Source organism: Paenibacillus sp. sgz302164 (assembly GCF_056120505.1).
Genome location: NZ_JBVYOL010000007.1, coordinates 195217 through 210172 on the forward strand (window position 1 = coordinate 195217; position 14956 = coordinate 210172).

Below are 14956 nucleotides of genomic sequence, written 5' to 3' on the forward strand. Positions count from 1 at the left end.
CCCCTATTTGTTGTGAACGCTAACCGGCATTTGAGCCTCTACATAAGCCAATGCTTGTGTCAAATCCGCAATCAAATCCTCGGTATCCTCGATGCCGACCGAAATCCGCAGCAAGCCTTCCGAAATCCCGAGCGCTTGACGCTCCTCCAAGGTACATTCCACATGGCTTGTCGTTCTCGCAGGCCCGTATATCGTTTCGACCGCCCCCAGATTGCCGGCCCGATTCGCATACTGCAGCTTGAGGAGCAGCAGCTTGATGGCCTCCATCCCGCCCTTGAGCACAATGCTCAGAATGCCGCCGAACCCTTTCATCTGACGCCTGGCGATATCATGGTGTGGATGCGTTTCGAGACCCGGGTAATTCACGCTCTCCACGAGCGGGTGCCGCTGCAGTAACTTCGCCATCGCCATCGCGCTTTGCGCCTGCTGCCGTACGCGCAGATGAAGGGTTTTTATCCCGCGAATGATGAGGAAGGCCGACCACGGATCCAATGTCGCCCCATTAATCTCGCGATAATGGTAGATTTTCTCCATCAGCGCTTCGGACCCGCACACGACGCCGCCCAGCACATCCGCATGTCCGCTCAAATATTTGGTCGCGCTGTGGATGACCAGGTCGACACCGAGGCGAAGCGGATTTTGGTTAATTGGCGTAGCAAATGTATTGTCTACCATCACCAATGCGCCTACGGCTTTTGCAGCCTTAGCCAAACGCTGGATGTCCGTTATCTTCAACGTCGGGTTCGTCGGGGACTCGAGATAAACCACTTGGCAGCCTTTGGCTATCTCCGCTTCGATTTCTTCATGATTTCCCGTATTGCAGAGTGTCACCTGCACATTGATACGCGGCAGAAATTCCGTGAAAATTTTATTCGTTCCCCCATACGTATCCTTAACGGACACGACCCGGTCACCGGGCTTCAAAAATGTATACAATGTGCTGCTAATCGCCGCCATACCCGAGGAAAAAGCGTACGCATTCTCGGCTCCCTCCAGCAGCCTTACCTTCTCTTCCAAGGATCGGACCGTCGGGTTGGACATCCGATTATACGTATAGCCCGGTTTATGGCCCATCGCCACCTCATACCATTCGTCCACATCTTCATAATCGTAAGCAACGCTCATCATCACCGGGACTTGCGTTGCCCCGTAGACTCTAAAATCTCTCTCCCCGGCCCATACCGCCTTCGTTCCCATATTTATTTGCATATCGCATTCCTCTCGCACGTCGCTCACCCTCGCTTTATGTTTTGAATATTTTTTTAAATATATTGTATACAAAATAGCGCGCGGCATATGTTCATTACACAGCCTTTTCCCGATAAATAGGGTAATTTCAGCTTTTGCATATTTGTATACAATATACTATATTCTCTGTGATTTAGATCATAGCACGCTGTATTTTGAAAATCAACAAAAAAATAAAGCGTTTTCAAATCGGTTTGACTCTACTTGAATAAAGCAATTCACAATGTTACTATGGATCGTAGAACTTACGTATATCGTATATTGTATTATTTGTAATTTCATGAGAGGGTGAATGATCATTTCGGCCAACCGCTATCAATCTTTGAAGGATCACGTCTACAATTATATTGCGGAGAAAATCCAGAACGGCTCCCTTCTTCCCAATCAGAAAATAAATGAGGCCTCCATCTGTGAAAAGCTCGGTGTCAGCCGTACGCCGGTCAGAGAAGCGCTCATTCAACTGGCATCGGAAAATTTGCTCGAAAACATGCCGCGAAGAGGCTTTATCGTCAAGGAACTGGATACCAAGAAGAAGCTGGACGTCTTCCAAATTGTCGCCGCGCTCGATGGATTGGCCGCTTCATTGGCCGCTGCGCATCTCACAAATGAGGACATTGCCCAAATGGTCCAATTGGTCGATAAAATCGATCTTGCCATTCAGCAGCAGGATTACTCCGAATATCAGCTTTATCAAAATCAATTTCATCATGTATACCATTTGAAATGCAACAACAGCTCCCTGGTCGAACTGCTGCATTCGCTGCAGCAAAGCTTTGTAAGACAAATTTATTTGAGCAGCGACAAGGAAAAACTGTTTTCCGTCCTCTCTCAGATGAATGAAGAGCATAGGCAAATCATCCAATATTTCAAAGCGAAGGATGCGCAAGGAGTTGAAGCGTTCATCAAGAACGTGCATTGGAAAATCGACTATACGGATATGATTTAGAATGAGAAAAATCAGTACATCGGGCCAGCCGATATGCTGGTTTTTTTACTTTTTATATATTGTATATTGTATAAATATTTGTTACGATGGTTCATATTCTGTCCATTGGTGAGGTGTAGATAGTGAACCCGATACGACATATTCTTGACCGGTTTCCCGTTATGATATTGGACGGCGCTTTATCCACAGAACTGGAACGCCGCGGCTGCGACATCAACGATTCCCTGTGGTCCGCCAAAATCCTGCTTGAGAACCCCGGTGTCATAGAGCAGGTTCATTTCGACTATTTCGCGGCCGGTGCCGACTGCGCCATTACCGCCAGCTATCAGGCAACGATTGGCGGCTTTGTTCAACGCGGCTTAAGCGAAGCGGAAGCGGTTGCGCTTATTCAATCTTCGGTGCGCCTTGCCGTAGAGGCCAGGAATCGTTTTTGGCAGGCATGGGAGCATAAAAACAGCAGGCCGAAACCGATAGTGGCCGCTTCAGTCGGCCCTTACGGGGCTTATTTGGCGGACGGTTCGGAGTATCGCGGGGACTACTCGGTGAACGAACAGGAGCTTACTGAGTTTCATCGTCCTCGTATGAAAGCATTGTTGGAAGCCGGAGCCGATCTTCTGGCATGCGAGACCATCCCCTGCTTGACGGAAGCCAAAGCAATTGCCGCCGCGCTGCAGCAATTTCCTGATGCATACGCATGGGTCAGCTTCAGCGCCAAGGATGGACAACATATCAGCAATGGGGACACCATTGGCGAATGCGCCGAATGGCTGGACCGCTGCGATCAAATCGCGGCCATAGGCGTAAACTGTACATCGCCCCAATACATTGCGGAGCTTATTCGTGAAATCCGTCAGCATACCTCCAAGCCGGTACTGGTATACCCCAACTCCGGCGAGCAATACGTTGCGGTCACACGGAGCTGGCAAGGGACATCCGATGACCAGTGCTTCGGCGACAGCGCTCAAACATGGTACAACCAGGGAGCCCGGATCATCGGCGGCTGCTGCCGTACCACACCCGACGATATCCGCTCCATCGCCTCTTGGGTTAGAGAACTCCCGCTGCAGGGCTGAGATGGCAATTTTCGAGGGCTCGGTATACCAAGCTCCGCTCCCGGCAAAAGAAAAGAGCGGAAACTTTTTCGCTCTTTAGTCTGCCCGTCCCTAATTAGAGGGACAGCCGCTTTTTCCGGGCGCGCGCCTCTCTTAGCGCATGTTATGGAACTGCGCAACTGGTCAGGAATCAGCCTGACAGAGAGAAAACCTGCGAAAGTGCAGGTTTTTTCTTTGAAATTGGTTTATTTTGGTGAAAAACCTGCAAAAGCGCAGGAATTTTCGCTGAGAGTGAACCGTAGTCCATCTATTCGGTGAAAAGCCTGTACTTTTGCAGGAATTCAGCTTCGCCAGCGATTTAGGACGCAAATTCATGTATTTTTGCAGGTTTTCTTCGTGCAGCCAGGCAGATTGTGGCTATCGCCTCTGACGCGAGAGATTTAGTGCAGCCTGCAGAGCGGAGATTTTCCCTGATCATTCTCATTGCTTCACTTGTTCCGCAGGAATTCCGGAGCCCCCATGCCATACAAGTGGAACCGGTACGCTCCTCGCGATCTCGGCAATCGGGTCAAAGGCAATCCTCGGTTCACCTTTATAAATCCCGTGTGCCGTACCAATCGCTGGAGCCAATGTAGGAACTCCCGTCAATTCAATAAATTCTGCACATTCCTTCGAATCCGCCAACATAGCATCCGCTTCTTCAACCACAATATCATCTTCTACCCCGCCGACTTTTCCCAGTTCTGCTTTAACATGAATCCCAGGGCTTTTGCTATTTCAACGACCTTTTTCGTCCTCTTTACGTTTTCCTCAAAAGCGTGCATGGAAGCATCAATCATGACCGATGTATAGCCCGCATGCATGCACTGTACAATTAACTCAAAATCATGGCAATGTAAAGGCTTCTCCTTATGGCTTATTGCCGCATAGGAGAAGCCTTTTGAAGAAGGCTGTATTTTACTTGTTTTTATGTGCCAGCATATTCAATAGAATCGTTACAGCTTCTGCCCTTGTTGCAGGGTCTTGAGGGGCGAATGCGTTATCGCCTTTCCCTTGCACAATACCTGCTTGCTTCACATAAGCAACGCTGTCCTTCGCCCACGCCGGAATGTCCTTGTCGTCCGCGAAGCCTGTTGCTGCATTCGTTTCGACAGATTTGCCCAGTGCCTTAGCGATCGTCACCGCCATCTCTGCTCGTGTAATTTCTTCATCCGGGCGGAAGCTGCCATCCTCATAGCCCTTAATAATGCCGGCTCGCACCGCCTGCCCGACTGCTTGCTGCGCCCAAGCACCGATCTTCGCTGCATCTGTGAAAGTCAGCGGCGCTCCTTCTCCTTGCAGCTTCAGCGCGTTCATCAGCATGACGGCAAATTCCGCACGCGTAACGGTATGATTCGGCTTGAATGTGCCGTCCGGATAACCCGTTACGATTCCGCCGCTAACCGCTCGCTTGATGCTGGCCTCAGACCAATGTCCGGATATATCGCTAAAATTCAGTTTCGTACCGGTCAAAGAATCTTTCTTTGGCCCTCCTGCCGCTTGGCCTACGGCGAACACCGCATATTTCGTAAAGTGGTTCACCTCTACACGGATGTGATTGCCGTTTACTACGCCGCCGACTTCCACCCATTCCTTCTTCGCTTCGTCAAAATAAAATACCGCGGCCCTTTGGCCACTGCTCAAGCTTGTCGGATCGAAAGCAAAAGTCAGCGTTACCGGATTGCTAAAGTTACCTGAGAAATTTTTCAAAATCTCGAAAATCGGGCTGGCCGGAACTTCTTTATTCGTTAACAGGTTGTGCGTGTCCGACAATTTGTCTATCGTCACTTTCAGTTCTTGAGCTGAAGCATTTGCCGGGATCGAAACTGTGACCTCGCTTTGCAAACTAACCTCGCCCGCTGTACCCATCGGAAGCGTTAAATGACCGTCAACGGAGTTTACCGGTGGGTTGCTTGGTGCTGCTGAACCGCCATCCCCGCCTCCATCACCGCTTGGCGCTACGGCCGGTGCCTCGCGTGTCACTGCAACCTGATACAGCTTGTGGCTGCCGTTTTGTGCTGTAACAACGATGGCGATTGGATTAGGGCCAACATTCAGGCTGATCGCTCCGCTCGCTTGACCGCTGGAAATCGAAATTCCGTTCACGGTCATCGCCGCCCTGCTGTCATATACGCTCGCTGTTACGGTAAGACTCGATACGATGTTATCCACACTGGAAGTGTAGGCCGTTGTTCCGGATGCGAAAGCGGGACTTAGCGCTCCGCTCGACAACGATAGACCGCTCAAGTCTGCATTGCTGCTTGCCATTGGCGCACGGTTCACAGTGAGAGAATACGTATTCATCGTCATGCCGTCCTGCGCGGTCACCATAATTGAGATCAGGTTAGACCCGACATTCAAGTTGGAAAAAGTATAGGTATACACGTTGCCCGTAACTGTGCCGTTCGCCGCGCCTGTAACCGTAAGCGTTTGATCCGGATTCGCCTTGGTTACAGTGAAATTGAGAGTTGAAACGGCGTTGGGCACATTCACGCTGTACTCAAGTTCCGATGGCGCAAACGCAGGTGAAATCGTGCTTTGATCTACAGTCAAGCCGGACAGCAGCGCATCGTTGCTGATCCTGATGACATGGATCGTATAGGTTTTCGTGATGGCGCCATTCTGCGTTTTTACAACTACTGTAATCGTATTCGCTCCTACGCTCAGCGGAATCGCTTCGCTTGGCTGGCCGCTTGTTACAGCCGAACTCGCTCCTCCATTTGCTGCAACCGTCACGCTCGCTGTTGCATCCGCCGCCGTCGGCGTGACCGTCACGCTCGCAACGCTGCTCGCAACGCTCAGTGTATAGCTCGTCGTTGCCGCTGCAAAACTTAACGAACCGCTGCTTACGCTCAAGCCGCTCAAATCCGCTGTGTTCGCTTGGATCGTCTGATTGACGCTTGTGTCCGCATAGCCGGTTGCGGATACGGTAATCGTATGATTGCCTTCCACAAGCACGCCGGCGCCTATCGTGATCTTCCCGGCGCTTACGGTGTAACTATCCGCCGGCACTGTTGCCGCGCCGTCTTTTACTGCCGTAATCGCTCCGCGCCATGCCGCATCGTCCGGGAACGTGATGTCGATCGCGTTCGCCGTATTGTTGCCTGTCGTGTCCGCCGTTAACGTCGGCGATCTCGGTGTTATCATCTGACTTAATGTCGCATCCGCATAATGTCTCGTCGATACCGTGATCGTATGGTTTCCTTTTGCCAGCACGCCCGGGCCCAACGTGATCTTCCCGGCGCTAACCGTATAATCCGCCGCCGAAATCACGGTCGTTCCGTCTCTCACCGCAGTAATTTCATTGCGCCAAGCCGCTAAATCCGGGAACGTAATGTCGATCGCGCTTGCCGTGTCATTGCTCGTCGTATCCGCCGTCAACGCAGGCGGTGTCAAAAGAAATTTCTGAACTCCCGGCTTCCTGTCGATAGCGGGATCTCCACCCATAATAAATACGGAATTCGCCAAATAGGGAACGCCGTTATCGAGGTAAAGAGAGTTTCCAAGCGCCGTGCTTTCCGTAATCCCCGAGACGCCCACCGTTACCCAACTGCTTCCGTTAAATTTCTTCACTGTGGCTTTAGCGTCACTTCCCGCATAAGCCACATAGAGAGTCCCCCCGGAAAAATAGAAGGAAGTGTAATTTACAAAATTCCCGCCATCTCCCACTATTTTTAAACTCCCGTTGTCTATCCTCGTCCAACCGCTTCCCCCGTACTTTTTCAGCGTGATGCTATTGCCGGTCAGCCAATCCACATAAGCAACATACGGGATGCCGCCGTCTACGGCCAAGGACGTGTTTTGATTTCCGCCATCGGCAAATTGGCCCAAATCGTCCCAACTTCCGCCAGTTTTGTTGAATTTTTTGGCCACACCTGTGTATACGGTGATATTCTGCCATATTCCGCCAACATGTATACGATCCGGTTTCTCGTTTCGATATGCCACGTAAGGGGTGCCGTCGTAGACCGACAAGGAGATCTGCGACACGGTATCCTGCGAAAATCCCTCGCTGCCCATCGTCACCCAACCGCCACTGCTTGCATCGTATTTTTTCACCGTAATTTTATAACCTTTTGACCCATCCTCATACGCAACATAAGGAGTGCCGTTAGAGACCTTCAAGGAAATCCCGCTCGCTAGGCCTGTCGAAATATCTCCGCTGCCTACAGGCAGCCAACTGCTACCATCGTATTTTTTTACGGACAACTTATTTCCGTTTGCCGCATCGTTATAAGCTGCATACAAGATACCGTCCGAGACGGACGTGGCCATCGAGCTAACTGAGCCTGTAGAAAGCGCGCCGTTCCCGGCAAGCGTCCAACTGTTTGTGTTTGCATCGTATTTTTTCACGTAAAGTTTGCCGCCTAGCCCGTCGCCGATGCTAATGCCATCGACATAAGCCATATAGGGAGTGCCGTCAATGAACGCCAGGGATATTTGAAACGATTTGCCTACCGATAAGCCTCTGTTGCCCACGTACTGCCAACTGCCCAGGTCATTCTCGTCGAGATCGTTGATCTCTATCGGCCCATTGAAAGGTTCACCTACGATATCCGCAAGTGCGCCTGCTTCTATTCTAATCTGGTTGCCCAACCCCATCAGCGGGTTTTTAAAATTGATTTGAAGCTTGCTGGCCCCGCCTGATGTGGAGTTGCTGACGGAATCCTCCGAATCGAGCGCTTTAAAGATCGCCTCATCCGTTCTTTTGACGCTGATTTTGCTTTTCAGATCGGTAAGCGTACCCACTTGCGTCTCCGGAACGGTAAAAGAAACCGTAACCGTCTTATTGCCCTCGCCGACGGATGCCGACCATGCGGCATCAAGCTCCGGGCCAGGGTCGCGATATAAGCAACCATTGCCAAATATATTTGCTGGTTCTACATGAGCAAACTCGCTTTCACCACAAAATACGCCTGCAACAGACGAACCGTCAGCTAGCGTATACGTTTTGGAAGTCAGCTTTTTAGTTATGTAACGCTGTTGGCCATCTATTAACGACGTCGAACCATATTCCACGAGTTTCGTGCCGGTAAACGAACAATATTTCCCGTCGGCGGCACAGTAGGTCCATGGAGGCGGAGACGCCGCCGACGCAGGGGACGCAAGCGGAGAGAAAAGCGATAATACGGAGAATAACGCACACCCGGCTAAAATAATGGCGAACTTCAGCAATAACCCCTTCTTTATTCTTGTTACGAGCATTGTTGTTTTACTCCTCTTGACTGAATTTTTAGTGATTTCAAATCTCTGAATCGTAACTTTTTTAAGTATACTACAGCCAAATGAAAGAATAATAAAAGATTTGACCATAAACAGGAATAAAACCGCACAACATCAAGCCTTCGCAGCTTTTCAGCCGAAACAAAGTTAGCCTATCCCTTCCCCCGAAAAAAGAAAAACCCCGGCTGTAACAGCCAGGGTTTAACTAATAAGGAATTAATCATATGTTCATGGAGTTATTATCAGTCGGCTCCGATAATCATCAGCCAGAGCTGCCTCAACGGGGCTCTACTCCTTCAAGCGTCATGGCAAACAAGTACATGTTCGGATTGTCGGGCAGTTCGATCGATCGGATCGCCCTGGTCTCATCCAGCTTAATCCGGTCCACATAAAAGCCGTGAACCCGGTCTATTTTGATCTCTTTTTCATGGCAGTACGGGAATGTGAAGGCCGGTTCGTCGTGGAAAAATCCGGTCTCCGCTTTTTGGGGCTGGATCCAGTCCGACAATGCAAGCTCTTTTTTCTCTTCCGTCCCATCCGCATAGCGGATTGTTGCCTGCCCTTTGAAATTCCCCCACGTACAAAATCCGAGGAACGCCGCTTGTCTGCAGCGGACGGCATCCAACTCCAACAATTGCCCCTCGCAGCTGATGTGGTCATTGTCAGGACTATCGGTTTTTGGAAACACAAACGCCGTATCCCCTACCTTCACAGTCTCCCCGTTCGGGACGATGTCACCGTGAATGTGCAGCCCCTGAAAGTCCAAACGGCCCTCGATGCCGAGTTTTTCCCATGTGATCCCTTTGCCGTTGAAAGTTGGCGTCAAATCGACACAAATATGATTTTCCGTCCCATTCATGGAATAACCTCCTGAATTTACGCGTTTCGATACGCTTTTTGTTCGTATATATGCTTGATGATTTCTTCAATACCCGGCTCCTTGATCGTGAGGTCTACGATCGGCAGCCGCTCGTTCAACATGCCGATCATCGGTGCGATATGGGCGTCGTCTTCGATTCGGAACCACAGCTTTCGCTCTTCGGTCCTGACGATCTCGGGTCCGTGCCACTCAGGCTCGCCGAGTTTCCAACCGCCCGTATCGACGACCAGATACCGGTGCTCGCCAAATTCTCTCACCATTTCCAAAGTCGAGCCGTCGTAGATCACCCGGCCCTGATCGATAAAGATAACCCGCTTGCACAGTTTTTCGATATCGTCCAAATTATGCGTCGTCAAAATGACCGTGATGCCCAGTTCTTCATTGATTTTGCGAATAAACGACTGAATATTCGTCTTGGCCACGATATCGAGCCCAATCGTCGGCTCATCCAGAAACAAAATTTCCGGACTGTGCAGCAGCGCAGCGGCAATGTCGCCGCACATCCGCTGGCCGAGGCTGAGCTGCCGGACCGGCATATGCAGGATGTGCTCCAAATGAAGAACGTCCGTGAACGTAGCCAATCTGTCCTCATAAATCCGGCGAGGAATGGAATAAATTTTGGCGAGCAGGCGGAAGGACTCGACGAGCGGCAGATCCCACCACAGCTGGGAGCGTTGGCCGAACAGGACGCCAATGCTGCGCGCGTTTTCCTGCCGGTGCTTGTAAGGTTCTCTGCCCAGCACTTGGACAGAGCCTGAGGTCGGAACAAGAACGCCGGAAAGCATTTTGATCGTCGTAGACTTTCCCGCTCCGTTCGGACCGAGGTAGCCGACGAATTCCCCTTTGCAAATCGAGAAGCTGACCTCGTCGACGACACGCTTGACGGTTTTACGCGATCCGAACAACCCGGCGAAGCCGCGTGTCTGCCGATTTTTCTCCCCGCCTGCAGCCGGAACCTTGAACTCGCGGACCAAGCGGTCCGCCACGATTACTTCGCTCATGTTCCCGCTCCTTTATACTCATTGATGCCTCTGCGCCACACCAGATACGTCAACCCGCACAGCAGGACGGCTATGACCGGAGGCGCGTAGACGAGTCCCGTGTAGAACGGAATAGGCTTGTTGTCCTGAAAAAAATGCAGCGACGGATAGTACGAAATAAAGCCGACCGGCAGCACAAAGGTAAGCAGCACCTGCACCCATTTGCTGTAGGCAGTTAACGGAAATTTGCTGAACTGGAACAGGAATGTGTCGAAAATCCCCCGCAATCCCTGCGATTGAAGCGTCCAGAACGACGTGCAGGCAATGAGCGTAAACAGTGCCCATTCAATCGCTGCGGCGCTTACGATCATAACGATCAGCATCGCCATATGCATCAAGTTCCAGCCTTCGAAATAGCGCAGCGCATAGGCCAAGCCGCCGCAGCCAACGACCAGATCGCCGAGCCCGCCGATTTCCACGGTCCGGGTGAAATATTGGAAGAGCGGCGGCAGCGGCCTGACCAGAAGGCGGTCGAACTCCCCTTCCCTCAAGGTCCGGTCGAGATCGGAAATCTGCTGGAACACGACGATATACAGACCGTGCGTCAACCTCCAGACGGACAGCATAAACAGCAGTTCATGGAAGCCCCAGCCCCCGATCTGCGGGACGCGCTGCGTCAGTACCCATGAAAGAACCATGTCGACCAAGCAAATGATGGCGATGCTGATCGTCCCGATCAAAAAATTGGCCGGGTATGCCGTTCGTGAACGGATATTTGCCCACTGCAGCGTTATGTACAGCTTTACATACATGATCACCCGCACTACCCTCCCGCTGCGGCCAGCCGCCGCCTCTCGAAGTACAGCATGGCCTGGCCGAACAGAAAGAGCGCCATCATCCATGCCGCCTGAAAGCCGAGAGCGCCGGCCAATTCCCCGCCGGTCTTTTGTCCGATATAGATGGACAGCGGTATATAATAAATGCCCTGGAACGGAAGCCAGTGCAGGAAGGCCCCGATGGCTTCCGGGAAAAACCAGAGCGGTACCAGAAATCCGGAGCAGACGCGGACCAAGCCTTCCTTGATGACATCGAAGCCCCAGCTCTGGGTGAAGCGGAAAGCCAGAATGCCGACGCAAAAATTAATGCAGAACGATAGCATAAAAGCCATGGCGGCGCTGATCCCGAACAGCATCAGCCGTCCCGCGTCCGGTATGTCGATCGGATAAATAAACCAAAGCGCAATACCAAGCGGCACGACGACAAAAAGAAGGGAAAACACCGCACTTGCGGCCGATTTCGCCAGATACATCAGCATCCAGTTCCAGGGCTTCATGAAATCGGTCACGATGGTGCCGGTTGAAACCTTGTGTCCCATCTCGCCCGCCATGTTCGGTGCAAGCAGCATGCTGACGATAACGGATACGATCGCGTAAGTGGCCATCGTCTTGGCATCTACGCCGGTATCGGCGGCAAGACGAGGCGTAAATTTGTACATGGACAGCCAAATCTCCCGCATGGCCGTAACTAATATGATGGAGCCGGCCACCTTGAGCACCAAATCGAGCTTATACACGTTCATGCTCTTGAACGTCGTTACCGCGAAATAAAAATATTTCTGCATTTCGCACGTATCCTATTCCGCCGCCGAGGCCGCATGCCTGCCGGAGTCGGCCGGATCGAAGGCGACGGCGTCCCCTGACGGCAGCGTATTCGGCTTCCGGAGCGCGTCCCGAAACCGTTCGCGCAGCGCGCGCTTCAATATTTTGCCCGTCGGGCCGCACGGAAGGTCTTCCTTGGCCTCGGTTACGGCCAGGAACGCAAGCCGGCTTTGTCCGGCCTTTTCAAGAGCGCTGTTGACGAGAGCAAGCCATCCGTCCGGCGATAAGCCGGAACCGGCAGCTATGAGAAGCACGGCCGCCGGCCGTTCGAACCCGTCTTCCGCCGAAATGCCGAAGACGGAGCAATCCCGGACGAGAACGTGCGCATTGAGCGCCGTTTCTTCCATCGGCAAGCTGTAGACCGGACCGTTCTTCCCCCGGATGGTATCCTGGATTCGGTCTACATGGTAGAACATGCCCTGCTGGTCCTTATACACCATATCGCCGGTAAGCCAGTAACCGTTCAGGCGAGAACGATAAGTAAGCTCCGATTGGTTCCAGTATCCGCTTGTAACCGTCGGAGATTTGATGCCCAGCATGCCGACCCGGCCCGGCGGCAGCGTCTCTCCCTCGGGGTTCAGCACAGCCGCGTCGACGAATTCATTCGGATAGCCGACACAGCGGTCGTAAATTTCCGTGCGAATAGAGTGGATTTTGCGGAACAGGGTGAAGCCCATCTCAGATGAGCCCAGACCGTCAAGGAAGGTCGAGCCTTTCTCTTTTTTGCCGTTCCGGATGTGCGAGCCGGCGCGGATTAGAGGACGGATATGACGCTCATGCGCGCTGTCGCCCGTGTTCATCCACACCTCGATCGACTCGGTATTGCGGCTGGCCGGATCAAGCTCCGCGAGCTCCGCATACGTCTGCGGAAAGGCGATTACGGTCGTCGGCTTGAACGATTCCGCCTGCTCAAGGACAGCCTCTCCCGACAAATCGGCCATAATCAGGAGCGGTGAACCAACCAGCATATAGTACATCGGGAAAGCAATGCCCGCCGAATGCGAATGCGGAAGCGCGGACAGGACGCGCTCCGATTCCCGGCCGACTGTCAGCCGGGTGCGGATGCCGGCAAAAAATTGATGATGCTCGAACGTAATCGCCTTCGGCATTCCCGTCGTTCCCGAGGAATGACAGATCAGCACCGGATCCCGGGGCGCGTGGCGATAAGGGTAGACGGGCGGCAGACTTCGATCCTGCCATCCCCCTTCCGCTTTTGCCGCGATCTCGTCGGTAATCAGCAGACCGCATGACTCGTCTGCGTCGGCTGCAATCGCGGCATGGCGCCGGGTATCGGCATAAACCGCCTTGACGCCGATGCGGCCGATGAATCGGACCGCGATCTCAGGCTTCATCGCGCCATTCACCAGCACCGGAATAGCTCCCAATGACGTTAACGCCAAATAATGAACCATGCTGCCGATGCCCTCATCCAGGTATACGGCGACGCAATCTCTTGACTCTACCCCAAGCCGGTGATAGAGCGACGCGTAGTGGCGGGCCAACGCCTCCAGTTCCCGCAGGCTAAGCGTTTCATAGGAAGCGCCGTCATACGCAGCGAACGTCTTGTGCAGCCATAATAGCGGATGGTCCGGCGCTGGGCTTCCCTCAAGTGCAAAGGAAAGAAAATTGCCGCAGCCCAGCCGTTCGTCGTTCTGCCATCGTTCCCGGACGTCCAACGGTACAAAAGTCTCGCTCACCGTCATCCACTCCTTTCGTTCCCTATTGTTCAAGAATAAACTCATCGACTTTGACGCCTACATGACGGCCCGAAGCCATCGTATGGCCGAGCACCTTCGTGCCGGGGCGCAGATTCGTAATGTTGAGCGGCTGCCCCTCCGCGCCGAAAATGCGGACATGCCAATCTTCCTGCATGATCGTATTGACCCGCGTGCCGTCGGCCGCTTCCGCCTCGATATACAACAGCGGCCTGCGTTCGATTTTGACCCGCCCTACCGCGGCCCGCCGAGCCTTGCCGTTCGTGGCTACGACAAGTATTTCCATGCCTGCGCGGAGATCGGACAAATACCAGGTTTGATTGTCAGGGGCGAGGACGTAGCTGTGCAGGCTTCCCGCGTTCACGCGGAACGGCCGGGTAGGCATGTATGGTAGAGGATGGGTTTCGCTGCAGGCAAGCAGCCCGCCGTTCGAGAACGAGCCGAGCAGGATGCCTTCGTCCAGGCCCAGGTAGGTCGTCAGGTCGATGCATGCCCGGTCGCCCATACCGACATGGGACGTCCTGACCACGGTGAGTGTCTCCACCCGCTGCTCCGGCCGGGTGCGATTCGCGTGGACGACATCGTGCAGCGCGTACAGCTCGTTCCAGTCGTCCGTAGCGAAGATGACGCCGTCTGCCCCGCATTCGAGCACGCCGAATACAACTTTGGACTCCAACTTGTCCCTCACCTTCATAACGACCGCACAGCCCGTATTCTGGGCATCGGCCAGTACGATCTCCAGCGGAATTTTGGTATCGTCCCTGAACTCTACGATGAGCAGCTGCACTTCGTGCGTGAGCGCGACCGCCCGCTGCAGCGATGCGGGGTCGGTAACGTTCACGAATGTCCCTGCCGTAACGCCGATCGAATGTCGATGCTGCTTGAACCAGCCGCTTTCGACGGCCTCCGGTTCGAGAATGAGGACGGCGTCCCCGATCCGGTTGTAGCGTTCGATCTCCTCGGCGGTCGGTATGCCTGTCGTGAACACAATTTTGCGCAAGCCGGCCGGAATCCGGTCAAGCTGGGCTTCATCGGCGATCACACCGTCGAATTTCAGGTGCGACAGGAGAGAAAGAATAGGATCGGGGTCGGAAGGACCGCCGGCCTGCCGCAAATCAAACCATGCAAATTTGGATGTGCCGCTCCTGATCGAGATGTGATCGGCACTTTTGGCGATGCTTATTTCGATTTCGTTGGTAATGGCTTTCATTCCCT

Annotated in this window: 10 protein-coding genes and 1 pseudogene; 2 read left to right on the forward strand and 9 right to left on the reverse strand. The window is 53.0% G+C overall.

What is annotated here, in order from left to right; translation table 11 throughout:
* Positions 1-3: 3 nt before the first annotated feature.
* Complete coding sequence (locus tag AC0LWT_RS13865; RefSeq protein WP_474681847.1) at positions 4-1209, reverse strand: cystathionine gamma-synthase family protein; 1206 nt, start codon at positions 1207-1209, stop codon at positions 4-6.
* Between the two features lie 331 nt (positions 1210-1540).
* Here AC0LWT_RS13865 and AC0LWT_RS13870 point away from each other — a divergent pair, with 331 nt between their 5' ends.
* Both AC0LWT_RS13870 and mmuM read left to right on the forward strand, forming a co-directional pair.
* A complete protein-coding gene (locus AC0LWT_RS13870; RefSeq protein WP_474681848.1) occupies positions 1541-2194 on the forward strand; it encodes a GntR family transcriptional regulator in 654 nt (217 codons plus the stop codon).
* Between the two features lie 122 nt (positions 2195-2316).
* A complete protein-coding gene (gene mmuM / locus AC0LWT_RS13875; protein WP_474681849.1) occupies positions 2317-3267 on the forward strand; it encodes a homocysteine S-methyltransferase in 951 nt (316 codons plus the stop codon).
* Positions 3268-3729: 462 nt separating this feature from the next.
* On the opposite strand, the pseudogene AC0LWT_RS13880 reads toward mmuM, so the two are convergent.
* From AC0LWT_RS13880 to AC0LWT_RS13915, 8 genes and pseudogenes are all read right to left on the reverse strand, one after another.
* Positions 3730-4142 (reverse strand): annotated as a pseudogene (locus AC0LWT_RS13880) (class II fructose-bisphosphate aldolase); the annotation flags it as partial.
* Between the two features lie 61 nt (positions 4143-4203).
* Positions 4204-8490 (reverse strand): S-layer homology domain-containing protein, encoded by a 4287-nt coding sequence (locus AC0LWT_RS13885; protein WP_474681850.1) that lies wholly within the window; start codon positions 8488-8490, stop codon positions 4204-4206.
* Positions 8491-8785: 295 nt separating this feature from the next.
* On the reverse strand, positions 8786-9367 hold the full coding sequence (locus tag AC0LWT_RS13890) for a hypothetical protein (RefSeq protein WP_474681851.1): 582 nt from the start codon (positions 9365-9367) through the stop codon (positions 8786-8788).
* A gap of 17 nt (positions 9368-9384) precedes the next feature.
* Complete coding sequence (locus AC0LWT_RS13895) at positions 9385-10389, reverse strand: ABC transporter ATP-binding protein (protein ID WP_474681852.1); 1005 nt, start codon at positions 10387-10389, stop codon at positions 9385-9387.
* Positions 10386-11180: an ABC transporter permease gene (locus AC0LWT_RS13900; RefSeq protein WP_474681994.1), complete on the reverse strand. Its 795-nt coding sequence runs from the start codon at positions 11178-11180 to the stop codon at positions 10386-10388. Before AC0LWT_RS13900 ends, AC0LWT_RS13895 begins: the two co-directional genes overlap by 4 nt.
* A gap of 11 nt (positions 11181-11191) precedes the next feature.
* Positions 11192-11989, reverse strand: a complete 798-nt coding sequence (locus AC0LWT_RS13905; protein WP_474681853.1) for an ABC transporter permease — start codon at positions 11987-11989, stop codon at positions 11192-11194.
* 12 nt (positions 11990-12001) lie between these two features.
* Entirely contained in the window at positions 12002-13723 is a 1722-nt protein-coding gene (locus AC0LWT_RS13910; RefSeq protein WP_474681854.1) for a class I adenylate-forming enzyme family protein, read from the reverse strand.
* Positions 13724-13745: 22 nt separating this feature from the next.
* A complete protein-coding gene (locus tag AC0LWT_RS13915; protein WP_474681855.1) occupies positions 13746-14951 on the reverse strand; it encodes a 3-dehydroquinate synthase II family protein in 1206 nt (401 codons plus the stop codon).
* Positions 14952-14956 lie beyond the last annotated feature (5 nt).

What these genes read in the sequence shown, in the direction of transcription:
- AC0LWT_RS13865 (WP_474681847.1), bottom strand. Translation starts at nt 1,209, where the DNA reads ATGCAAATAAATATGGGAACGAAGGCGGTATGGGCCGGGGAGAGAGAT.
- AC0LWT_RS13870 (WP_474681848.1), top strand. Translation starts at nt 1,541, where the DNA reads ATGATCATTTCGGCCAACCGCTATCAATCTTTGAAGGATCACGTCTAC.
- AC0LWT_RS13885 (WP_474681850.1), bottom strand. Translation starts at nt 8,490, where the DNA reads ATGCTCGTAACAAGAATAAAGAAGGGGTTATTGCTGAAGTTCGCCATT.
- AC0LWT_RS13890 (WP_474681851.1), bottom strand. Translation starts at nt 9,367, where the DNA reads ATGAATGGGACGGAAAATCATATTTGTGTCGATTTGACGCCAACTTTC.
- AC0LWT_RS13895 (WP_474681852.1), bottom strand. Translation starts at nt 10,389, where the DNA reads ATGAGCGAAGTAATCGTGGCGGACCGCTTGGTCCGCGAGTTCAAGGTT.
- AC0LWT_RS13900 (WP_474681994.1), bottom strand. Translation starts at nt 11,180, where the DNA reads ATGTATGTAAAGCTGTACATAACGCTGCAGTGGGCAAATATCCGTTCA.
- AC0LWT_RS13905 (WP_474681853.1), bottom strand. Translation starts at nt 11,989, where the DNA reads ATGCAGAAATATTTTTATTTCGCGGTAACGACGTTCAAGAGCATGAAC.
- AC0LWT_RS13915 (WP_474681855.1), bottom strand. Translation starts at nt 14,951, where the DNA reads ATGAAAGCCATTACCAACGAAATCGAAATAAGCATCGCCAAAAGTGCC.